General features: G+C 46.8%; 21 protein-coding genes and 1 pseudogene. All 22 read left to right on the top strand.

Annotation, left to right across the window (positions count from 1 at the left end; translation table 11 throughout):
* Positions 1 to 44 precede the first annotated feature (44 nt).
* Positions 45 to 845: a flagellar assembly protein FliH gene (gene fliH, locus AB4583_RS17320; RefSeq protein ID WP_017060681.1), complete on the top strand. Its 801-nt coding sequence runs from the start codon at positions 45 to 47 to the stop codon at positions 843 to 845.
* On the top strand, positions 845 to 2,164 hold the full coding sequence (fliI, locus tag AB4583_RS17315) for a flagellar protein export ATPase FliI (protein WP_017060680.1): 1,320 nt from the start codon (positions 845 to 847) through the stop codon (positions 2,162 to 2,164). Before fliH ends, fliI begins: the two co-directional genes overlap by 1 nt.
* 19 nt (positions 2,165 to 2,183) lie before the next feature.
* Positions 2,184 to 2,621 carry a flagellar export protein FliJ gene (gene fliJ, locus AB4583_RS17310; RefSeq protein WP_017060679.1) on the top strand — a complete coding sequence of 146 codons (438 nt, stop codon included), beginning with the start codon at positions 2,184 to 2,186 and terminating at the stop codon, positions 2,619 to 2,621.
* A gap of 182 nt (positions 2,622 to 2,803) precedes the next feature.
* Positions 2,804 to 4,933, top strand: coding sequence for a flagellar hook-length control protein FliK (locus AB4583_RS17305; RefSeq protein WP_372118513.1), 2,130 nt, complete (start codon positions 2,804 to 2,806; stop codon positions 4,931 to 4,933).
* Positions 4,934 to 5,023: 90 nt separating this feature from the next.
* Positions 5,024 to 5,512, top strand: coding sequence for a flagellar basal body-associated protein FliL (gene fliL, locus AB4583_RS17300; RefSeq protein ID WP_017060677.1), 489 nt, complete (start codon positions 5,024 to 5,026; stop codon positions 5,510 to 5,512).
* A gap of 7 nt (positions 5,513 to 5,519) precedes the next feature.
* Positions 5,520 to 6,566 (top strand): flagellar motor switch protein FliM, encoded by a 1,047-nt coding sequence (gene fliM, locus AB4583_RS17295; RefSeq protein WP_017060676.1) that lies wholly within the window; start codon positions 5,520 to 5,522, stop codon positions 6,564 to 6,566.
* Between the two features lie 29 nt (positions 6,567 to 6,595).
* A complete protein-coding gene (fliN, locus tag AB4583_RS17290; RefSeq protein ID WP_004736208.1) occupies positions 6,596 to 7,006 on the top strand; it encodes a flagellar motor switch protein FliN in 411 nt (136 codons plus the stop codon).
* Positions 7,006 to 7,446: a flagellar biosynthetic protein FliO gene (fliO, locus tag AB4583_RS17285; protein WP_050652153.1), complete on the top strand. Its 441-nt coding sequence runs from the start codon at positions 7,006 to 7,008 to the stop codon at positions 7,444 to 7,446. Before fliN ends, fliO begins: the two co-directional genes overlap by 1 nt.
* Positions 7,433 to 8,362 (top strand): flagellar type III secretion system pore protein FliP, encoded by a 930-nt coding sequence (fliP, locus tag AB4583_RS17280; RefSeq protein WP_102332835.1) that lies wholly within the window; start codon positions 7,433 to 7,435, stop codon positions 8,360 to 8,362. Before fliO ends, fliP begins: the two co-directional genes overlap by 14 nt.
* 11 nt (positions 8,363 to 8,373) lie before the next feature.
* Entirely contained in the window at positions 8,374 to 8,643 is a 270-nt protein-coding gene (gene fliQ / locus AB4583_RS17275) for a flagellar biosynthesis protein FliQ (RefSeq protein ID WP_029235191.1), read from the top strand.
* Between the two features lie 6 nt (positions 8,644 to 8,649).
* Complete coding sequence (gene fliR / locus AB4583_RS17270; RefSeq protein ID WP_017060672.1) at positions 8,650 to 9,432, top strand: flagellar biosynthetic protein FliR; 783 nt, start codon at positions 8,650 to 8,652, stop codon at positions 9,430 to 9,432.
* A gap of 9 nt (positions 9,433 to 9,441) precedes the next feature.
* Positions 9,442 to 10,572 carry a flagellar biosynthesis protein FlhB gene (flhB, locus tag AB4583_RS17265; protein WP_017060671.1) on the top strand — a complete coding sequence of 377 codons (1,131 nt, stop codon included), beginning with the start codon at positions 9,442 to 9,444 and terminating at the stop codon, positions 10,570 to 10,572.
* Between the two features lie 211 nt (positions 10,573 to 10,783).
* Positions 10,784 to 12,883, top strand: coding sequence for a flagellar biosynthesis protein FlhA (gene flhA / locus AB4583_RS17260; protein WP_017064115.1), 2,100 nt, complete (start codon positions 10,784 to 10,786; stop codon positions 12,881 to 12,883).
* A 27-nt stretch (positions 12,884 to 12,910) separates the two neighbouring features.
* Complete coding sequence (flhF, locus tag AB4583_RS17255; RefSeq protein ID WP_029235190.1) at positions 12,911 to 14,473, top strand: flagellar biosynthesis protein FlhF; 1,563 nt, start codon at positions 12,911 to 12,913, stop codon at positions 14,471 to 14,473.
* 13 nt (positions 14,474 to 14,486) lie between these two features.
* Positions 14,487 to 15,374: a MinD/ParA family protein gene (locus AB4583_RS17250; RefSeq protein ID WP_017060668.1), complete on the top strand. Its 888-nt coding sequence runs from the start codon at positions 14,487 to 14,489 to the stop codon at positions 15,372 to 15,374.
* Positions 15,367 to 16,101 (top strand): RNA polymerase sigma factor FliA, encoded by a 735-nt coding sequence (locus AB4583_RS17245; protein WP_017060667.1) that lies wholly within the window; start codon positions 15,367 to 15,369, stop codon positions 16,099 to 16,101. The genes AB4583_RS17250 and AB4583_RS17245 overlap by 8 nt, the downstream gene beginning before the upstream one ends.
* A gap of 42 nt (positions 16,102 to 16,143) precedes the next feature.
* Positions 16,144 to 16,512, top strand: coding sequence for a chemotaxis response regulator CheY (gene cheY / locus AB4583_RS17240; protein ID WP_016767062.1), 369 nt, complete (start codon positions 16,144 to 16,146; stop codon positions 16,510 to 16,512).
* A gap of 105 nt (positions 16,513 to 16,617) precedes the next feature.
* A complete protein-coding gene (locus tag AB4583_RS17235; protein ID WP_372118509.1) occupies positions 16,618 to 17,349 on the top strand; it encodes a protein phosphatase CheZ in 732 nt (243 codons plus the stop codon).
* Positions 17,350 to 17,358: 9 nt separating this feature from the next.
* Positions 17,359 to 19,551, top strand: a complete 2,193-nt coding sequence (locus AB4583_RS17230; protein ID WP_372118506.1) for a chemotaxis protein CheA — start codon at positions 17,359 to 17,361, stop codon at positions 19,549 to 19,551.
* Positions 19,552 to 19,564: 13 nt separating this feature from the next.
* Complete coding sequence (locus AB4583_RS17225) at positions 19,565 to 20,689, top strand: chemotaxis response regulator protein-glutamate methylesterase (protein ID WP_017060664.1); 1,125 nt, start codon at positions 19,565 to 19,567, stop codon at positions 20,687 to 20,689.
* Between the two features lie 10 nt (positions 20,690 to 20,699).
* Positions 20,700 to 21,482: a ParA family protein gene (locus AB4583_RS17220; protein ID WP_017064111.1), complete on the top strand. Its 783-nt coding sequence runs from the start codon at positions 20,700 to 20,702 to the stop codon at positions 21,480 to 21,482.
* A pseudogene (locus AB4583_RS17215) lies at positions 21,469 to 21,653 on the top strand (chemotaxis protein CheW); the annotation flags it as partial. The gene AB4583_RS17220 and the pseudogene AB4583_RS17215, both read left to right, overlap by 14 nt.

The following is a 21,653-nucleotide window of genomic DNA, read 5'->3' as shown; positions in this document are numbered from 1 at the left end:
TTGAATTCACAATACAGTTAAGCCACTCATAGATAGGTACTGATATGTCAGGTGATAGAAAACGCGGCTTCCTTCGCCCTGAAGAAGATAATACGGTTGCCCAACCTCAGAAATGGGGGCTGCCTGACTACACCTCTGACGTGAGCAAACAAGCCAAAGAAACCGCTTTTAACTACGACCCTAGTTGGATGCCAACGGTTGAAGAAGCCATTGAAGATGAAGAGCTGGTTCTGACTGAAGAGCAAATCGAGCTGATTAAACAAGGCGCTTATCAGGAAGGGCTGCATCAAGGCCAAGAGGCGGGCTTTAAGCAAGGCTATGAAAAAGGCAAAGAAGAAGGTTTTGCTGCCGGTCACGAAGAAGGCAACGAAGCAGGCAAGCTTGAAGGCGTAACCGCGGGTCAAGAGTACATTCAACAGCAGGTGGCCGTCTTCATGGGGCTGGCAAACCAGTTCGCTCAACCATTAGAGTTGATGAACGCTCAGGTGGAGAAGCAATTGGTCGACATGGTGCTTACCATGGTCAAAGAAGTGGTTCATGTTGAAGTGCAAACCAACCCACAAATCATATTAGATACCGTTAAAGAATCGGTAGAGTCGTTGCCGATTTCTGGTCACGCAATCACATTGAAACTCAATCCGGAAGATGTGGCGATCATTCGCTCTGCGTATGGCGAGACTGAATTGGACTGCCGTAATTGGACGCTGGTCGCAGAGCCAGCACTCAACCGTGGTGATGTACAAATTGAAGCGGGTGAGTCGAGCGTTAACTACCGCATGGAAGATCGTGTAAAGAACGTTATTCAAAATTTCTGCGGCGCAAATCGTCACCAAGGTCATGAGTAATGCTTGAGTTAGCGAATCGTCTCAGTCAGTACAAAGTCGAGGGGCTAAAATCGCGACCAATTGCCTCTGGTAAATTAGTACGCGTTGTTGGCTTAACGCTTGAAGCTACCGGCTGTAAAGCGCCAATCGGCAGTTTGTGTTTAGTCGAAACCATGTCTGGTCAGATGGAAGCCGAAGTCGTCGGTTTCTCTGGCGATAACCTATTTTTGATGCCGAGTGAGCAAATCACCGGGATCTTACCTGGCGCTCGCGTCACGCCAATGACTACCGAAAGTGGTATCCCTGTTGGAATGGAACTGCTCGGTCGAGTGATCGACGGCGTAGGTAATCCACTCGACGGTTTAGGTCCAATCTATACAGAGCAACGCGCTTCATTTAATGCGGAGCCAATCAACCCGTTAGCTCGTAAACCGATTTCTGAACCACTCGATGTCGGCTTGAAAGCCATTAATGGTTTGCTAACCGTGGGTAAAGGGCAACGTATCGGTCTGTTTGCTGGCTCTGGTGTCGGTAAATCCGTAACTCTGGGCATGATGACTCGAGGCACAACTGCGCAAGTAGTGGTCGTAGGCCTAATCGGTGAGCGTGGACGAGAAGTTAAAGAATTTATTGAAGAGATTCTTGGTGAAGATGGCCGTAAGCGTTCGGTTGTTGTTGCCGCTCCTGCCGACTCATCACCATTGATGCGCTTAAAAGGCTGTCAAACCGCGTTGGCTGTCGCCGAGTACTTCCGCGACCAAGGCTTAGATGTTCTGCTACTCATGGATTCATTGACCCGTTTTGCTCAAGCTCAGCGTGAAATTGCTCTGTCTGTGGGTGAGCCGCCAGCAACCAAGGGCTATCCGCCATCAGTCTTCGCTAAGCTTCCTGCGCTGGTGGAACGAGCAGGTAACGGCAATGATGAACAAGGTTCTATCACGGCTTTCTTTACCGTGTTAACCGAAGGCGATGACTTACAAGATCCGATTGCGGATGCGTCGCGAGCAATTCTCGATGGTCACGTTGTGTTATCTCGTGAGATGGCCGATGCCGGTCACTACCCAGCGATTGACGTTGAGAAATCCGTCAGTCGTGTTATGCCGCAAATCACCACTGAAGAACATGTCTTGATGTCGAAAGCGGTAAGGCAAGTGCTGTCTATCTGCCGTAAAAACCAAGATTTGGTGTCGATTGGTGCTTACAAGCCAGGAACGGATCCAGCAATCGATAGTGCCTTCACGTTGAAACCAAAACTGGATGAGTACTTGCAGCAGAAGATGAAAGAGACCGTCCCATACGACATGTGCGTCAACATGTTGAAACATGTATTGGGTGGCTAACGGGTGAATAAGGTTAGTCATGGATAACGCATTAGAATTTTTGCTCGATCAAGCCAAAGATCAAGAGAACCAAGCGGTACTTGCGCTCAACAAAGCGAACTCTGAGCTGCAAGGCTACTATGAGCAGGTTGCGCAGATTGAAAAGTATCGACTGGATTACTGTCAGCAGCTCGTTGACCGCGGCAAGGCAGGCTTAACGGCGAGCCAATATGGTCACTTGAACCGCTTCTTAACTCAGTTGGATGAAACATTATCCAAACAGAGAGAAGCCGAGCACCACTTTAAAAATCAAGTCGACAACTGCCAAAGCTACTGGATGGAGTTACGCAAAAAACGTAAATCCTACGAGTGGTTGATGGAGAAAAAGCAGAAAGAGAAAGCAAAGCTGCAAGATCGAAGAGAACAAAAGCAAATGGATGAGTTTTCGACTCTGTTATACAGCCGAAAGAAGATGTGATCCTAAGCCACGAATGACGTCAGTGCTGTTCTCTATATTGTGAAAACCGAACTTATAGGCATGTTTCTTGCTCCGTTTTATATAAAATTGCGCGTTATGCCCACCAAAGGCATGAAAAGCATCCGACTTTCTTTTTGTTGCCTGATTCATGGCAGCAAAGCTAGTAGATAGAGCTTGTATATATGAATGTTAGTCTTTCCTCAAATTCAGCGACCAACAAAATGTCATCGTTGTTGGACACCGGTTCTGCCTCTTCCAAGGTAGAAGAAACCGGCGACTCTAAAGGTTTCTTTGAGTCCTTTAAAGAAGCGCTCGGCTTTGAAGAAAGTGACAGTAAAGTCGCAGCAAAAGACACAGAAAGCACTGCGAAACCTGATACTAAACAGACATCTACCGAAGGTGAAGCGTCAGCCGAAGCGAACAAAGGTGATTCCGCTGAATCAAAGGCTACTGACGAAGTGAGCGAAGCGCAAAGCAAACAAGCAGCTTCAGAAGTAGAAGGCGAGAAAGCTGCTGATAAAACATCAGCAGAGGCTGCGTCTGGATCTGAGGCTCAGCTCAAAGCCAATTCGGGCACTGATAGCACTGTCGCTGATAAGACTGTTGCAGATAAGGCAGATGGTAAAGATGCGCAGGATACGACTAACGAATCTAAAGAACATATTGCTCAATCCCAAACTCAGGGTCCATCAGCGGTAGATGGTGCTACGCAGGCATCGCAAGCCAATGCAGCGATGAGCGAAGGCAATAAATTGCTTGGTCAATTGGATGAGGCAAACAAAACCCTAAATCAAGCGCCAAACGGCAAAGGCTTGCCTCAGCAAGGTCAGGTAGAACAAGCCCAAGGTAATATCACCGGTGCTTCTGTTGCAGGAGTTTCCGTTACGGATAAGGCGACACAACAAGCTAAGGCTGCAAATCAGGAGAAGAGCCTTGAAGTCGATTCTGAAATCGCTGTACTTACCGGAGGTAAGGGTGTTTCTCAGCTAACTGATACTGAAATTCGACAGTTGATGGATAAAGGCGTCACTCCAGAACAAATTGAAGCCAGTATGAGCCGAGAGCTGAGCCAAAAGAATGCAGCTAGTGCGGTTGCTGCCGAGCAGAGCCAAGCATTGTCAGCCGTGGATATTGAACTGGCAAAGCAAGTAGATGCCCATACCAAAGCGCTAAACCAATTGAATGGACAAATCGAATCAGAGCAGTCTGTTGTCGATAGCTTGCTTGATAAGCAACAAAGTGGCGCTAAGTTGACGGTTGATGAGCAAGCCGCTTTGGCTAAAGCGACCTCTAACCTAGACCTGTTGAATCAACAGCTCGCTAACGTTCAACAACAAGTAACAGCTTTGCTAAGTCAAGCTCCGGCTGCGAACAGTGCGTCTGGTGAACCCACTGCTATCGATTGGGATAATACGGATTCAAGCGAAACTAAAGCCTTAGCTGCGGCAGCATCAACAGCAGCTGTAGCGACGGCTACACAACAAGTGTCAGCGCAGGCCGCTTCTCAATCAGCAAACAATGCTCTTACGGACAAGGCGACAATGCTGCACGCCAATAATGCACATGCAGCCCAACAGGCCGCAGCTCAACAAGCTAATGTGGCTTCACCTCAGCAGCAAGCAACGTTGGATCCAGCTTTAACCGCGCAAGGAATGGCGATGAATGCAACGCCAGCTGCCACAAAAGCAGGCTCGACTGATACGCTTCTTAAAGCGGGCGCCGGTGCAGCAGCACTGTCTGGTTTGGGTAAAGCGGGTGCTAAAGAAGATTCTAAAGATTCGACCTTTGCTCAGCAGATCGCTTCTGCGGCTGGTGCACAAGGTACGGCAACGGTGGGTTCAGCACCTACGCGAGCTGAAATTCAAGCTGCTCAACAAGCGCCCTTACAGCTCACCAAAGAGCTAGCCAATGAGCAAGTGGCTGAAAAAGTACAAATGATGATGTCTAAGAACCTTAAGAACTTGGACATTCGTCTCGACCCACCAGAATTGGGCCAAATGAAAATCCGCATGACCATGAATAATGACGTGGCAAACGTGCACTTTACGGTGAGTAATCAGCAAGCGAGAGATGTGATTGAACAAACCTTACCTCGCTTGAGAGAGATGCTTGCTCAGCAAGGTCTGCAGCTTGCCGATTCGTCTGTTCAACAACAGAACTCCGGTCAGGGACAAGATAGATACAACAATGGTGAGCAACAATCCGGCGCTAACCGCACAAATGATACGCAAGGTGATGAAAACCTTGATAGTGACAGTAATCTTGAATTGAATGTCGCATCAAAGCGTGATGGAATTAGTTATTATGCCTAATATCAGGCTAAGAACGCTTGGTTAATAGAAAAAACCAGTTAATAAAAAGAACCATCAGTTAATCGCAAGAACAGGAAGTTAGAGTAAGATATGGCCGAAGAACAAGATGCACCTAAAGGGAAGAGCAAGCTCCTTATAATTATTATTGCCGTAGTTGTGTTACTGCTTGGTATAGGTGGTGCGCTGTACTTTTTCTTAGGTTCTGACGATAGCGCCTCTGAATCTCAGTCTCAGCCAGCAACGGCTGTGGTCGCTGCAGAGCCGGTTATGTATGTTAATATTCCTCAGCCCTTCTTGTTTAATGTGACAGGTGACAAAAAAGATCGCCTAGTTCAGATAAAAGCACAGCTCATGGTACGTGGCAGTAAGAATGAAGACCTGGCTCGTTACCACTCTCCACTTGTAGAAAGTACGCTACTGGCCACGTTCGCTTCGGCAACGGTTGATCAATTGCGCTCACCAACAGGCCGCGTGGAACTGCGTAATAAGGCAACAGAAGATATTAAAGCAAGCCTGGCTCAAGCTGTTGGCCAGCCTGTGATTGAAAAAGTGTTATTCACTGACTTCGTAATTCAATAGGTAATTTGTGACCGATTTATTAAGCCAAGACGAAATTGATGCGCTGTTACATGGCGTTGATGATGTTGAAGAAGTTGAAGATGTCTTAGAAACCGAAAATGACAATGCGGTCAATTTCGACTTCTCATCTCAAGATCGAATCGTCCGTGGTCGAATGCCGACCCTTGAACTTATTAACGAGCGCTTCGCACGTCATATGCGTATCAGCTTGTTTAATATGTTACGTAAAACGGCTGAAGTGTCGATCAACGGCGTACAGATGATGAAGTTTGGTGAGTACCAAAACACATTGTATGTACCCACCAGTTTAAACATGGTTCGTTTCCGTCCATTGAAAGGTACGGCACTCATCACCATGGAAGCTCGTCTGGTTTTCATTCTCGTAGAGAACTTTTTTGGCGGTGATGGTCGTTTCCACGCCAAGATTGAAGGTCGTGAATTCACGCCTACTGAAAGACGAATCATTCAGTTACTGCTGAAAATTGTTTTTGAAGATTACAAAGAAGCTTGGTCGCCAGTGATGGGGGTTGAGTTTGAATACTTGGATTCCGAAGTGAACCCAAGTATGGCGAACATTGTGAGCCCAACCGAAGTGATTGTTGTGAGTTCGTTCCACATTGAAGTGGATGGCGGTGGTGGTGACTTCCACGTTGTCATGCCTTACTCCATGGTTGAGCCGATCCGTGAACTGCTTGATGCGGGTGTTCAATCAGACAAGATGGAAACCGATGTTCGTTGGAGTACCGCACTGCGTGATGAGATCATGGATGTGCCCGTCAATTTCCGCGTGAATTTGCTAGAGCAAGATATTTCCCTTCGTGATCTGATGGAGCTGCGCCCTGGTGATGTTATCCCAATGAACATGCCTGAGCACGCAACCATGTTTGTCGAAGAACTGCCGACTTATCGTGTGAAAATGGGCCGTTCTGGTGAGAAGCTTGCAGTACAGATTTCGGAAAAAATTCAAAGACCACATGTGGTTAAAACTGATCTCGCTTTTCTAGGTAAAGACTTATTGTCTGAGCTCGAAAACAGTGATGATGACGACGAATAGTAAAATAGATAAAAGTATAGGAATTGGTAATGGAACCTAGTGAAGATCAAAAGCTAGCAGACGAATGGGCTGCAGCACTTGGTGAAGATCCTTTAGCGCCGTCAATTGATGTTGATGATGTGCTTGCGGCACCACTTGATGAGCTAACCGATTCATCATCTCCGATTTCTGAAGATGAGCGTCGTAAGCTGGATACCATTATGGATATTCCAGTGACTATTTCGATGGAAGTTGGTCGCTCTCAGATCAGTATTCGTAACTTACTCCAATTGAACCAAGGCTCGGTTGTTGAGCTTGATCGAATTGCTGGTGAGTCACTGGATGTGATGGTTAACGGTACTCTGATTGCTCACGGTGAAGTGGTTGTAGTAAATGACAAATTTGGTATTCGTTTGACTGACGTTATTAGCCAAACAGAACGAATTAAGAAGCTGCGTTAATGAGCTTTTTGTCTCAAAGACTAGCGGGCTCTTCTCTCGGAATGACAGGTTTGTTACGAGGAATCTTGGGAGTAGGGCTATTAACGGTTCCTTCCATTGCTTTTGCAGCAACACCGCCTTCTCTCGATTTAGCGACCACCTTTGGGTCGCTAATTTTCGTTATAGCCTTCATTTTATTTATTGCTTGGCTACTCAAGCGAATGCAAGTACCTGCGATGTCGAATCAACAAGGTTTGGCGATTGTTAGGCAAATCCCTGTTGGTACTAAAGAGCGTATCGCTATTGTGCAAGCGGGTGATGAACAGTTCTTGGTAGGGATTACCACACAATCGATTCAGCTGATCTCTAAGCTCGATAAACCTCTTACTCAGGAGATGCTGGAAAAAAGTACATTTTCAAGTCAGCTTTCCCAGCTAATAAAAAAAGATGCAAACAAGTAACGGACTTTTGAACTCCTCTTACTTTCACCAAGCCGGAGCTTTCCGAACGGTGAAAGTGTGGTTGGTTCAGCTTATTCTCCTATGCTCAATCGTATTCAGTGTGTCGGTATTTGCACAAGCTGAAGACGGCACCGTCATTCCTGCGAATACCGCTGGCTCGGAATCGGTCACTATCAGCACGATGGAACAAGACCAAGCCAAATCGACAACCATGACCACGGGCAGCTTGACTGGCAATGGTGGCGGCATACCTGCCTTTACCATGACAACCAATGCCAATGGCGGTGAAGACTACTCGATTAACCTGCAAATTCTCGCGTTAATGACCATGCTTGGCTTCTTGCCGGCGATGGTGATTTTGATGACATCGTTCACTCGTATTGTGGTTGTGATGTCTATCTTGCGTCAGGCGATGGGTCTACAACAAACACCGTCTAACCAAGTCATTATTGGTATCGCGATATTCTTGACCTTCTTCATCATGTCGCCAGTGATTAATCAAGTTAACGAACAAGCAGTTCAGCCTTATCTTAATGAACAGATATCGGCACGACAGGCATTTGATGTTGCCCAAAAACCGATTAAATCCTTCATGCTCAAGCAGACTCGAATCAAAGATCTTGAAACCTTTGTTGATATTTCTGGCGCGGAAGTGACTAACCCTGAAGATGTTTCGATGGCGGTTCTGATTCCAGCATTTATCACATCGGAATTAAAAACGGCTTTCCAAATCGGATTTATGCTGTTCTTGCCTTTCCTAATCATCGACTTGGTGGTGGCATCGGTATTGATGGCTATGGGTATGATGATGTTGTCACCGATGATTGTATCGCTGCCGTTTAAGTTGATGCTGTTTGTTCTTGTTGATGGCTGGAACTTGATACTCTCCACACTCGCCGGCAGTTTTGCCTTGTAGCTGGGGGAATAATGAATCCTGAAATATTCGTAGAGTTGTTCCGAGATGCCCTTTGGATGGTATTAATCATGGTTTGCGCCATCATTATTCCTAGCCTGCTGATCGGTTTGGTTGTGGCTGTTTTCCAAGCTGCGACCTCAATCAACGAACAAACCCTGAGTTTCCTGCCGCGTTTGATCGTAACTTTGTTGGCGTTGATGCTATTCGCACACTGGATGACCCAGATGATGATGGAGTTCTTTTTTGAGCTCATCGAACGCTTGCCGCAAGTTCTGTATTAAACCGATATGGAATACCCAACGAGCCTTGTACTAGAGTGGTTAGCCAATTATTTTTGGCCATACACTCGCATCTCAGCGATGCTGATGGTGATGACGGTAACAGGGGCACGCTTCGTGTCGCCGCGTATTCGTCTGTATTTAGGCTTGGCGATCACTTTTGCGGTGATGCCTGCGATTCCGGCCGTTCCCAAAGAGATTGAACTTCTGTCCTTTCAAGGCTTCCTGACTGTCTTCGAGCAAATTGTGATTGGCGTGGCCATGGGTTTTGTTACCCAGTTCATGATTCAAACCTTTGTTATGCTGGGTCAGATCCTCGGTATGCAATCGAGCTTGGGTTTTGCATCAATGGTCGACCCGGCTAACGGGCAAAATACGCCGGTACTTGGTCAGCTGTTCATGCTGCTAGCGACCATGTTTTTTTTGGCGACCGATGGTCACTTGAAAATGCTGCAGCTGGTGGTGTTTAGTTTTAAGACCTTGCCGATTGGCAGTGGCTCTCTAACCTCTGTGGATTTTCGAGAGCTCGCGTTGTGGCTCGGCATCATGTTCAAAACGGCATTAGCGATGTCATTGTCGGGGATTATTGCGCTGCTAACGATTAACCTTTCTTTTGGTGTAATGACGCGTGCGGCACCTCAATTAAACATCTTTTCTTTGGGTTTTGCATTTGCGCTACTCGTGGGTCTGTTACTTTGTTGGTACATCCTTGGCGGCTTGTATAGTCACTATGAGCTATTCTGGATGCAGGGCGAACAACAGATATGTCGTCTAATCCGGTTAGATTGCTAGGAGACTGAAATGGCAGAGTCAGACGGTCAAGAACGCACAGAAGACGCCACGCCCAAACGCTTGCAACAGGCCAAAGAGAAAGGGCAGGTTGCAAGGTCAAAAGAGCTAGCGTCAGCATCGGTATTAATTGTCGGTGCGATTGCTTTAATGTGGTTTGGCGAATCGATGGCGAAGGCTTTGTTCGAGGCGATGCAACGCCTGTTCTCTTTGAGTCGCGACGAGATCTTTGACACTAACAAACTCCTAGAAATCGCTGGTGGTGCACTGGTGAACCTGCTGTTCCCGCTGTTTTTGATACTGATAACTTTGTTTGTTGCTGCCGTCATCGGCGCTGCGGGTGTCGGTGGGATTAACTTCTCAATGCAAGCGGCGATGCCAAAGGCGTCTAAGCTCAACCCACTCAGTGGTATCAAGCGTATGTTTGGCCTGCAAAGTTGGGTTGAACTGCTCAAGTCTATTCTTAAAGTAGCGCTCGTATCGGGGATGGCGATTTATCTGATTCAAGCCTCTCAGCATGATTTAATGCAGCTGAGCATGGACGTCTATCCACAAAACATCTTCCATGCCTTGGATATCTTGCTCAACTTTATTCTGTTGATCAGTTGTTCTTTGTTGATTGTTGTGGCGATTGATATCCCATTCCAGATTTGGCAACACGCTGATCAGCTGAAGATGACTAAGCAAGAGGTGAAAGACGAATTCAAAGACACCGAGGGTAAGCCTGAGGTGAAAGGTCGAATTCGCATGTTGCAAAGGGAGGCGGCTCAGCGTCGTATGATGGCCGATGTGCCGCAAGCGGACGTGATAGTCACCAACCCAGAGCACTTCTCAGTGGCGCTGCGCTACAAGCAGAATCAAGACAAAGCACCAATTGTGGTTGCTAAAGGTGTCGACCACATGGCGATGAAGATCCGAGAGATTGCGCGTGCAAACGACATCTATATAGTTCCAGCGCCGCCATTGGCGAGGGCGCTTTATCACACCACTGAGCTAGAACAACAAATTCCTGACGGTCTGTTTACGGCAGTTGCGCAAGTGCTTGCATATGTTTTCCAGCTTAAACAGTACCGAAAACGAGGTGGTGAGCGACCAAAACTGCAAGATTCTAATATGCCGATCCCACCTGATTTACGTCATTAGATCAATTGCTTGAGCTCTGCGTGATGAACCCTGATAATAGTGAGCTAGCTAATCTTCCTTTTATAGAGGTGATGGCGATAATTTGACGTGAGATGTTGGTACAGTGTTTGCTGTAGTAGCCTGAACATTATAAGCCCATAGCAAAACAGCCCTGACTAAGATCTAATCCACTTGTTCAGAGAGCTACAACATAGCGAAACTGTCTAGATTTATGAAATTCTCCCTGCCTTTTGTGGACAAGCTACCTAAAATCCCTAACCGTGCCATGCCTGCGATTGGTGCACCTGTTATGGTACTTGCAACGCTTGCTATGGTGGTGTTGCCCATTCCAGCTTTCTTGTTGGATATGTTCTTCACCTTCAATATTGCACTGTCTATGGTTGTGCTATTGGTATCGGTTTATACCCGCAGGCCTTTAGATTTCGCTGCATTCCCGACCGTCCTGCTGATTGCGACTCTACTTCGATTGGCCTTGAACGTTGCTTCGACACGTGTGGTATTGCTCCATGGTCACGAAGGTGGCGACGCGGCAGGTAACGTGATTGAAGCCTTCGGTAACGTGGTTATCGGTGGTAACTACGCGGTTGGTTTAGTGGTGTTCTTGATTCTTATGATCATCAACTTCATGGTTGTAACCAAAGGTGCGGGTCGTATCTCGGAAGTAAGCGCGCGTTTCACGTTAGACGCCTTACCGGGTAAACAGATGGCAATCGATGCCGACTTGAACGCAGGTTTGATCGACCAAGACCAAGCGCGTCTGAGACGTTTTGAAGTCACCAAAGAAGCTGACTTCTACGGTTCGATGGACGGTGCTTCTAAGTTTGTTAAAGGCGATGCGATCGCTGGTATCTTAATCTTATTCATCAACATCATTGGTGGCTTGAGCATTGGTATGGCTCAGTTTGATCTTGGTTTTGGTGAAGCAATCGAAATCTACACGCTACTGACTATCGGTGATGGTCTGGTTGCACAAATTCCATCTCTATTACTGTCTATTGCAGCTGCGATGATGGTAACGCGCCAAAATACTGATGAAGATATGGGTGAGCAACTTGTCTTCCAGATGTTCGACAATCCAAAAGCCTTGATGATCACCGCCGCCATCCTTGGCATCATGGGTATTGTTCCGGGTATGCCACATTTCTCGTTCTTGAGCCTTGCCATCGTTGCAGGCGCGGGGGCGTATTACATCGATAAAAAGAACAAGAAGAAGGCGGAAGAGCCTAACCTTCCGGCGACAGTTGAAGCGAATGGAGAAGTAGGCTCTCAGAAGGAGCTCTCTTGGGATGATGTTCAACCTGTCGATATTATTGGTTTAGAAGTGGGTTACCGTTTAATTCCTTTGGTTGATAGAGACCAAGGTGGTGAATTGCTTGAACGCGTTAAAGGTGTGCGTAAAAAGCTGTCTCAAGACTTTGGTTTCTTGATCCCAGCGGTACACATTCGCGATAACCTAGAACTGACACCAAACAGCTACCGTATTACCCTGATGGGTGTTGCTGTGGGTGAAGCTGAGATTAAGCCAGACATGGAGCTCGCGATTAACCCGGGCCAAGTCTATGGCATGATCGATGGCGAGCCGACGATTGACCCTGCCTTCGGCCTTGAAGCGGTTTGGATTCGTGAAGAGCAGCGTGAACATGCACAAGCTCTAGGTTATACCGTTGTAGATTCTTCTACAGTACTGGCGACACACCTTAGCCAGCTGCTAACCAACAACGCATCGCAGCTCATTGGCCACGAAGAAGTTCAGAACTTACTTGAGATGCTCAGCCGCTCAACACCTAAGCTGGTGGAAGGTTTTGTACCGGATCAATTGCAGTTGGGTGTGGTTGTGAAAGTGCTACAGAACCTGCTGAATGAAGCGATTCCAATTCGTGACATTCGAACCATAGTCCAAACTTTGTCGGAGTATTCAGGTAAGAGTCAAGAACCTGACATACTTACTGCGGCGGTTCGCATCTCATTGAAACGATTAATTGTTCAGGAAATCAATGGTATAGAGCCCGAGTTACCAGTGATAACCTTGATTCCTGAGCTGGAACAAATCTTGCATCAAACCATGCAGGCATCCGGCGGAGAATCTGCTGGTATTGAACCTGGTTTAGCCGAACGTTTACAGACCTCTCTCAGCCACGCTACACAAGAGCAAGAGCTGAAAGGTGAGCCCGCGGTACTATTGACCTCTGGCGTGTTGCGTTCGACTCTGGCTAAGTTCGTGAAGAACACGATCCCAAGCTTGCGAGTCTTGTCTTACCAAGAAATACCGGACGAAAAGCAGATACGTATAGTACAAGCTGTTGGTAATTAAGCCGCCTAATTAGAACGGACAATCGAATTGAAAATTAAACGATTTTTTGCAAAAGATATGCGAACGGCTCTGCTCCAAGTTAAAGAAGAACTTGGTTCAGAAGCGGTGATCATGTCTAACAAAAAGGTCGCAGGTGGCGTGGAAATTGTTGCCGCTATTGATGGCGAATCCAGCCCGTCGACAGCGAGCCAGAGATTAAATAAACCTCAGCAGCCTGCACAAAGCCAATATACGCAAATGGCCGCGCCCGCAGCTCCTGCTGGGCGACGTCAACTAGACGATGACAAGGTTAGCCTACAATCGAATGTTGAAGGTGGACGCTCAATGACTAAGCGCTTTGCGAATATGCTTAAGCAATACAGTCATGGCGCCGATGATGAGCCACAGCATCGTGCAGAAAATGAAGATTCATTGTCAGCATTGCTCAATCGCCAATCAAGCACGGGCCATAAGCCTCATAGTCATCAGACTCAAAGCAATTTGCAGTCTCATGGCCATCAGCAATCTCACGGTAACCAACAGTCTCACGGAAATCTTGATTCTGCATTTGCTCGTGAAACGGGTTTGTCTAAGTTGATTGCTGAAGACCGCAGAGTAGAGCGCCCGACACCTCGCTTGGATCCTACCCGTTATGATCGTGGTCGAGAGAACACTCAGTCCAAAGGTTCTGATACTGAAATGGAAACGATGCGCGAAGAGATGACCTCAATTCGTCGTCTGTTAGAGCATCAAGTTTCTGGGTTGATGTGGCAAGAAGTTGAGCGCCGTGAACCACTGAGAGCCATGCTTATTAAGCGCCTTGAACGTATGGGTGTATCTGCAGAGCTTGCCGATCAAATGGCTTGCTACATTCCTGAAGATACTAAACCTGCACGTGCATGGAAGGCTCTGTTAGCTCTGGTTGCTGACCAAATCTCCGTTACACAAAAAGATATTTTAAAACGCGGCGGTATTGTGGCTCTACTTGGCCCAACCGGCGTGGGTAAAACAACGACTGTTGCAAAGCTAGCTGCACGTGCTGCCATGGAATATGGCGCTGATAACGTCGCACTAGTGACAACTGACACATATCGTATAGGTGCACATGAGCAGTTATCGATCTACGGCCGAATTATGGGTTGTCCTGTAAGAGTTGCTAAAGATTCTAGCGAACTGGCCGATGTAATATATCAGTTACGTAATCGTCGCCTGATTCTGGTCGATACTGCAGGCATGGGACAACGAGATGTTCGCCTATCTGAGCAGTTAGACACATTGATGCAAGAGAGTGGTTCCGTTATCAATAGCTACCTTGTGTTGCCTGCAACCGCGCAACGCAAAGTGCTGCAAGAAACAATTGAACACTTTAGAAGAATCCCGTTGTCGGGATGCATCATGACTAAGCTGGATGAATCCCTAAGTCTAGGTGAATTCATCAGTGTCGTAATACAAAATGCATTACCAGTTGCTTACATAGCAAATGGTCAACGAGTTCCTGAAGATATCGTTATAGCTCAGCCAAAGTACATGATTGCTAAGGCTAATGAGCTATTAGAAAAATCTACAGAGAATGAACCTCATTACTGGAATAGCGATTCTGAAGGGCTCTAGGCGGCGGATAAATATGAATGAAAATATGATACATGACCAAGCTAGCGGCCTCCGTCGCTTAACCAAGCCTTCACTCACAAAAGTTATCGCTGTAACCGGTGGTAAGGGAGGCGTTGGTAAATCTAATGTGACGTTAGGTATGGCTATTTGCATGGCGCGCCAAGGCAAAAAAGTCATGGTGCTAGATGCCGATTTAGGACTAGCGAACGTCGATATCATGCTAGGTATTCGTTCTAAACGAAACCTTGGGCATGTGTTGGCTGGCGAATGTGAACTTAAGGATGCGATTGTCGAAGGGCCGCACGGAATTAAAATTATTCCAGCGACATCGGGCACTCAAAGCATGACTGAACTTTCACACGCACAGCATGCTGGTTTGATTCGCGCATTCGGTTCGCTTGAAGACGAGATGGATATCTTGTTGGTTGATACCGCAGCCGGTATTTCGGACATGGTGATCAGCTTCTCAAGAGCGGCGCAAGACGTGGTTGTCGTGGTATGTGATGAACCTACCTCGATCACGGATGCATATGCTTTGATTAAGCTTTTAAGCAGAGAACACCAAGTTCAGCGATTCAAAGTTGTTGCAAATATGGTCAGAAGCTACCGCGAAGGCCGAGAATTATTTGCAAAGTTGACTTTGGTCACAGAGCGCTTCTTGAATGTGAGCCTCGAACTCGTAGCATGTATTCCTTTAGATGATAAAGTACGTCAATCAGTCAAGAGACAGAAAATCGTAGTCGATGCGTTTCCTCGCTCTCCAGCTGCATTGGCAATCAGCTCTTTGGCTAACAAAGCCTTGACCTGGCCAATACCAAAAACACCGAGCGGACACTTGGAGTTCTTTGTTGAAAGGCTGCTGAATCGTACTGAATTTATAGAGGAACCATTTGGTGAATAAAGCGCTTACTTACGACCAACACGCTAATCACAATAGCCAACAGGCTTTTTTTGAGAAGTACTCTGTGTTGGTTAAACGTATCGCTCATCACTTGTTGGGGCGATTACCGCCTAATGTATTGGTTGATGACTTAATTCAAGCTGGCATGATCGGCTTGATTGAAGCGCAACAAAACTATGATGGTACCAAAGGCGCAAGCTTTGAGACGTATGCTGGTATTCGGATTCGCGGGGCAATGTTGGATGACATTCGCCGTGGGGACTGGGTGCCGAGATCGGTTCATAAGAACAATCGAGAAATCAGCAGTGCAATTGCGGAATTAGAGGGTATCCTCAACCGCGACCCGAGTGATGCCGAAGTGGCAAAACACATGGGGCTCAGTTTAGAGCAGTATCACAGTGCTTTAACTGACATTAATTGCTCAAGACTGGTTGGAATTGAAGATTTAGGCGTCTCAGATGATGTAATATCTCCGAATGAAGACTCTCAAGATAATACGCCTTTTCAAGGGGTTGCTGATGAGTCATTCCGCCAAGCTTTGATCGATTCGATAAAACAACTTCCGGAAAGGGAAGGCCTTGTGCTTTCGCTTTATTACGACGAAGAACTCAATTTAAAAGAGATTGGGGAAGTGTTAGGTGTCAGCGAATCTCGTGTCAGCCAAATACTGAGCCAATCTATGCAGCGTTTACGCACTAAGTTAAGTGCTTGGACACAGAACGACTAACAACACTGATCCTATTCAGTGGAGGCTAATTTGAACAAAAACATGAAAATTCTCATTGTTGATGATTTTTCAACGATGCGCCGAATTGTTAAAAACCTACTTCGCGATTTAGGTTTCAACAACACTCAAGAAGCAGATGATGGCTTGACCGCGTTACCTATGCTGAAAAAAGGCGAATTTGATTTCGTGGTAACTGACTGGAACATGCCAGGCATGCAAGGGATTGACCTGCTTAAACACATTCGCGCAGACGCAGAACTTAAGCACCTTCCAGTGCTTATGATCACAGCTGAAGCGAAGCGTGAGCAGATCATCGAAGCTGCGCAAGCGGGTGTTAATGGTTACATTGTGAAGCCTTTCACTGCTGCAACGCTGAAAGAGAAACTTGATAAGATTTTTGATCGCTTATAAGCATCAATAAATTTAGGCACTTCTAGGTAAACACTGACTGATAAGTTATCTGTTTATCTCGATAGCCTAAGCGCACAAAGTATGCGGAGTAAGGCCGAATTCAGGATGATTTCATTAGAACAAGCAAAAAAATTAGTAGAGCTGCTTGAGAACGATGAGCAGCAAAATGCTGATTCTCTTGTGAGAAGCATTTATGAAGATAACTTTAGTCTTCAAGACAATCCAATGCTTCAAGAAATAGGAAGTCTGACACGCGACCTCCACGACTCTTTGACTCAATTCAATTTCGATGAACGCATCAGCGTTATCGCAAATGACGAAATCCCTGATGCAAGGGATCGCCTTCAGTATGTCATTGATAAAACGGAAGTTTCGGCAAATAAGACGATGGACGCTGTCGATCGCTGTATGCCAATCGCAGACAACCTACACGAGTGTTTACTTCAAGTAAGGCCTCAATGGAATGAACTGATGCATGGCCGCATTGAGCTGGCACAATTTAAAGCTTTATGTCACCGCATTGATGGATTGCTTGTCCAAGTAGAAGGCGACAGTACTGAACTACGCGGACAATTGACTGAAATCTTGATGGCTCAGGATTTCCAAGATTTAACTGGGCAGATAATCAGCAAAGTTATTACCTTGGTGAATGAGGTGGAAGGACGTTTGGTCGAGATTCTCACGGTATTCGGTGCGAATCAAAAAGAGCCAACTCCAGAGTCAGAGAAGAAAGCATCGATTGCGCCTGAAGGTCCAATTATGAACCCAGAAGAGCGCGAAGACGCTGTCGCATCTCAAGATGAAGTCGACGATTTGTTATCCAGTCTTGGATTTTAAAGGTAACGTATGAGCTACGATTTAGACGAAGATATTCTTCAGGACTTTTTAGTCGAAGCAGGAGAGATCCTTGAACTCCTATCAGAACAACTGGTAGAGCTTGAGAATAACCCTGACGACAAAGACCTATTAAATGCTATTTTCCGTGGTTTCCATACAGTAAAAGGTGGTGCTGGTTTCCTAGCATTAACTGAGCTGGTGGATACTTGTCATGGTGCTGAGAATGTGTTCGACATTCTACGAAACGGCCAACGCAGCGTAACATCAGGTTTGATGGATACCATGCTGCAGGCGCTAGATACAGTCAATGTACAGTTTCGCGCCGTGCAAGATCAGGAACCTCTAGTACCAGCTGACCAATCTTTATTGGATGAACTTCACCGTCTCTGCAAACCAGAGTCTGCGGATGAAGTGGCACCAGTAGAAGCGCCTGCACCTATTATCCCTGAACCTGTTGTTGCAGCGCCTGAACCTGTTATTGCTCCGGAACCTACTGCTGAAAGCTCAAACATCAATGCATCTTCAGTCGATGATATCTCTGAAGATGAGTTTGAACGCTTGCTTGATGAGCTTCACGGTAAAGGTGGTTCACCAACATCGGCTTCTGCACCAACACCGCCGCCAGCACCTGTTGCTCCTCAGCCAGTTGCTGAGAGTGGTGATATTACTGATGACGAATTCGAAAAGTTATTAGATGAACTGCACGGCGCGGGTAACAGCCCGACTGCGGCAAGTTCAACGCCTCCTCCTCCGCCAGCGCCTCCAGCAGCACCTGTTTCAGCAATGTCTGAAGGCGATGATCTGATGACTGACGAAGAGTTCGAGAAGTTACTTGACCAACTACATGGCTCAGGTAATGGACCTTCGATTGAAGAATTGGATGCAGCGACTAAGCCTGCAGAAGTTAAGGCAGTAGCACCTCAAGCTGCGCCTAAACCTGCCGCGCCAGTTGCCGTTAAAGCTGAGTCAAAACCGAGCGCTCCAGCAAAAGCTGAAGTTAAAGTGCCGGCTAAGAAGCAACAAGCTGAAGCGACAGTTCGTGTTGATACATCAACACTGGACACCATCATGAACATGGTGGGTGAACTGGTATTGGTGCGTAACCGACTAGTCAGCCTAGGCCTCAACAGCAACGACGAAGAAATGTCGAAAGCTGTCTCTAACTTAGATGTTGTTACTGCAGACCTTCAAGGTGCGGTAATGAAGACTCGTATGCAGCCGATCAAGAAAGTATTTGGTCGCTTCCCACGAGTTGTCCGTGACCTTGCTCGTAGCTTGAAGAAAGACATCGTTCTTGAAATGCGTGGCGAAGAAACGGACCTTGATAAAAACTTAGTAGAAGCACTTGCTGATCCCCTGATTCACTTGGTGAGAAACTCTGTCGATCATGGTATTGAAATGCCAAACGACCGTGTTGCTGCGGGTAAATCACAAACGGGTAAAGTGATTCTGTCTGCCTCTCAAGAAGGTGACCACATTGAACTGGCTATCGTTGATGACGGTGGCGGTATGGACCCTGATAAGCTTCGTGCTATCGCGGTTAAACGTGGCCTGATGGATGAAGATGCAGCGTCTCGCTTATCAAATAAAGAGTGTTTCAACCTGATTTTTGCTCCTGGCTTCTCAAGCAAAGAGCAGATCTCGGATATATCTGGTCGTGGTGTGGGTATGGACGTTGTGAAAACAGCGATCAACACACTGAACGGCTCTATTGATATTGATTCAGAAATGGGACAGGGCACCAAGATCACCATCAAGGTTCCACTAACCCTAGCGATTCTACCAACCTTGATGGTCGGTGTTGCCGGTCATCCATTTGCATTGCCATTGGCTTCTGTAAACGAGATCTTCCACCTAGATTTAAGCCGCACAAACGTGGTTGATGGCCAGCTGACGATTATCGTTCGCGATAAGTCTATTCCGTTGTTCTACTTGCAAAACTGGCTTGCTCCTAAAGCGGGTATTGTTGAGCTGCGTAAAGGGCACGGCCATGTTGTTATCGTACAACTTGGTAGCCAACGTGTTGGTTTTGTTGTCGATACGCTTATCGGTCAAGAAGAAGTCGTGATCAAGCCGCTTGATAAGCTTCTGCAAGGCACGCCAGGAATGGCAGGCGCGACAATTACAAGTGACGGACACATTGCATTGATTCTAGATGTGCCGGACTTGTTGAAGCAGTACGCAGCAGCGTCAAGAATTTAATTTAAGGATAAATATGGCGATTAAAGTATTAGTCGTTGATGATTCGAGTTTTTTTCGTCGTCGCGTTAGCGAGATCATCAACTCAGAGGCTCGCCTAGAAGTCATTGATGTTGCAGTAAACGGTAAAGAAGCCGTTGAGAAAGCGAAACAGCTAAGACCTGACGTAATCACTATGGACATTGAAATGCCTGTCATGGACGGTATCACTGCCGTTCGTGAAATCATGGCCGCGTCTCCAACGCCTATTTTGATGTTTTCATCGTTAACGCATGATGGAGCGAGAGCAACGTTAGATGCGTTAGATGCAGGTGCTCTCGACTTCCTTCCTAAGAAGTTTGAAGACATTGCACGTAACCGCGACGATGCAGTTGCATTGCTTCAACAGCGTGTGATTCAGATTGCAGCGAAGCGTGCGTTTATGCGCCGTGCTCCTATTGCGCCGAGAGCGACTGCGACGACTGCAACATCTACGCCATTGCGCCAACCGATTTCAACAGCAGCTTCGACTTCGACAGCGAAGCCTGCGGTTGCATCAACGGCGAAATTCAGAGCTTCGGGTAAAAAGTATCAATTAACTGCAATTGGTACTTCTACGGGTGGCCCTGTTGCACTACAGAAAATTTTGACGCGCATCCCTGCTAACTATCCACACCCAATTGTGTTAGTTCAGCATATGCCAGCAACATTCACTGCTGCTTTTGCGAGCCGATTGAACACCTTGTGTAAGATTGAAGTTCGCGAAGCGCAAGACGGTGATGTGTTAAAACCTGGCGTGGCGTATCTTGCTCCAGGTGGTAAACAGATGATGGTGGATGGCCGCGCAGGGTCTGCACGTCTAAGAATTATCGATGGCGGCGACCGCATGAACTACAAGCCTTGTGTGGATGTCACATTCGGCTCTGCAGCGAAGATCTACGGCGACAAAGTGTTGTCTATGATCCTGACTGGTATGGGCGCAGATGGTCGAGAAGGTTCGCGTATGTTGAAAACTGCGGGCTCGACAATTTGGGCACAAGACGAAGATAGCTGTGTTGTATATGGTATGCCTCAAGCTGTAGCAAAAGCTGGCATTTCTACTGAAGACCTCCCTCTAGACCGTATCGCGGAAAGGATCTTGGTCGAAGTTGGGTTAGCTTAGGTAAATCGAAATGATTGTTTGGAGTGTTGCAAACCAAAAAGGTGGTGTTGGTAAAACGACCACGACCGTGACTCTAGCAGGTTTACTTGCGTTGAAGGGGCACCGTGTTCTGTTGGTTGATACTGACCCACATGCATCACTGACCACCTATCTGGGTTACGATTCAGATACGGTGGAATCGAGCCTGTTTGATCTGTTCCAGCTGCGTGAATTTAACGCGCAGACGGTAAGACCTTTGCTTTTACAAACGGAAGTCGAAGGTATCGATATTATCCCTGCGCATATGTCTTTGGCGACATTAGACCGTGTAATGGGAAATCGAAGCGGCATGGGGTTGATCTTGAAGCGTGCTTTGGCCGCTTTAAAAGATGACTACGACTATGTGTTGATCGATTGCCCGCCAATTCTTGGTGTGATGATGGTCAATGCATTGGCTGCAAGCGATCGTATATTGATTCCGGTACAGACGGAATTTTTGGCGATGAAGGGCTTAGAGCGCATGATTCGCACTTTGACCATCATGCAGAAGTCTCGCAAAACACCGTTTAAGGTTACGATTGTCCCAACGATGTACGACAAGCGAACCAAAGCCTCACTGCAAACATTAACGCAGCTCAAAGATGATTACCCAAACCAAGTTTGGACGTCTGCTGTGCCGATTGATACCAAGTTTCGAGATGCGAGCCTAAAGCGCTTGCCAGCCTCTCATTTTGCATCGGGTAGCCGTGGTGTATTTGCTTATAAACAGTTGCTTATTTATCTCGAAAGGTTGGCGATAAATGAGCGCGAATAAAGAATCAACATTGGCGCAGCCAAGTCTCTCCAGTGAACAAGCACTGGATGATTATTTTACTGCGCTGTTAGGTGATGAAAGCTTTGAATCTGACGATTTTTTTGTTGACGAGTCGAGCGACGAATCACAATCTGAAGAGCCAGAGCCAGAGCCAGAGCCAGAGCCAGAGCC

Source organism: Vibrio sp. 10N.222.49.C12 (genome assembly GCF_041475025.1).
GTDB lineage: Bacteria > Pseudomonadota > Gammaproteobacteria > Enterobacterales > Vibrionaceae > Vibrio > Vibrio crassostreae_C.
This window is presented reverse-complemented; position numbering and strand designations above follow the sequence as displayed.

Bases quoted from the DNA above. Each gene is read 5' to 3' on its own strand.
- flhA (WP_017064115.1), top strand. From the start codon at position 10,784: ATGAAATTCTCCCTGCCTTTTGTGGACAAGCTACCTAAAATCCCTAAC.
- AB4583_RS17230 (WP_372118506.1), top strand. From the start codon at position 17,359: ATGAGCTACGATTTAGACGAAGATATTCTTCAGGACTTTTTAGTCGAA.
- fliJ (WP_017060679.1), top strand. From the start codon at position 2,184: ATGGATAACGCATTAGAATTTTTGCTCGATCAAGCCAAAGATCAAGAG.
- fliH (WP_017060681.1), top strand. From the start codon at position 45: ATGTCAGGTGATAGAAAACGCGGCTTCCTTCGCCCTGAAGAAGATAAT.
- AB4583_RS17250 (WP_017060668.1), top strand. From the start codon at position 14,487: ATGAATGAAAATATGATACATGACCAAGCTAGCGGCCTCCGTCGCTTA.
- fliI (WP_017060680.1), top strand. From the start codon at position 845: ATGCTTGAGTTAGCGAATCGTCTCAGTCAGTACAAAGTCGAGGGGCTA.
- fliO (WP_050652153.1), top strand. From the start codon at position 7,006: ATGAGCTTTTTGTCTCAAAGACTAGCGGGCTCTTCTCTCGGAATGACA.
- fliP (WP_102332835.1), top strand. From the start codon at position 7,433: ATGCAAACAAGTAACGGACTTTTGAACTCCTCTTACTTTCACCAAGCC.
- fliN (WP_004736208.1), top strand. From the start codon at position 6,596: ATGGAACCTAGTGAAGATCAAAAGCTAGCAGACGAATGGGCTGCAGCA.
- fliR (WP_017060672.1), top strand. From the start codon at position 8,650: ATGGAATACCCAACGAGCCTTGTACTAGAGTGGTTAGCCAATTATTTT.
- AB4583_RS17305 (WP_372118513.1), top strand. From the start codon at position 2,804: ATGAATGTTAGTCTTTCCTCAAATTCAGCGACCAACAAAATGTCATCG.
- fliL (WP_017060677.1), top strand. From the start codon at position 5,024: ATGGCCGAAGAACAAGATGCACCTAAAGGGAAGAGCAAGCTCCTTATA.
- fliQ (WP_029235191.1), top strand. From the start codon at position 8,374: ATGAATCCTGAAATATTCGTAGAGTTGTTCCGAGATGCCCTTTGGATG.
- cheY (WP_016767062.1), top strand. From the start codon at position 16,144: ATGAAAATTCTCATTGTTGATGATTTTTCAACGATGCGCCGAATTGTT.
- flhB (WP_017060671.1), top strand. From the start codon at position 9,442: ATGGCAGAGTCAGACGGTCAAGAACGCACAGAAGACGCCACGCCCAAA.
- AB4583_RS17235 (WP_372118509.1), top strand. From the start codon at position 16,618: ATGATTTCATTAGAACAAGCAAAAAAATTAGTAGAGCTGCTTGAGAAC.
- AB4583_RS17220 (WP_017064111.1), top strand. From the start codon at position 20,700: ATGATTGTTTGGAGTGTTGCAAACCAAAAAGGTGGTGTTGGTAAAACG.
- AB4583_RS17225 (WP_017060664.1), top strand. From the start codon at position 19,565: ATGGCGATTAAAGTATTAGTCGTTGATGATTCGAGTTTTTTTCGTCGT.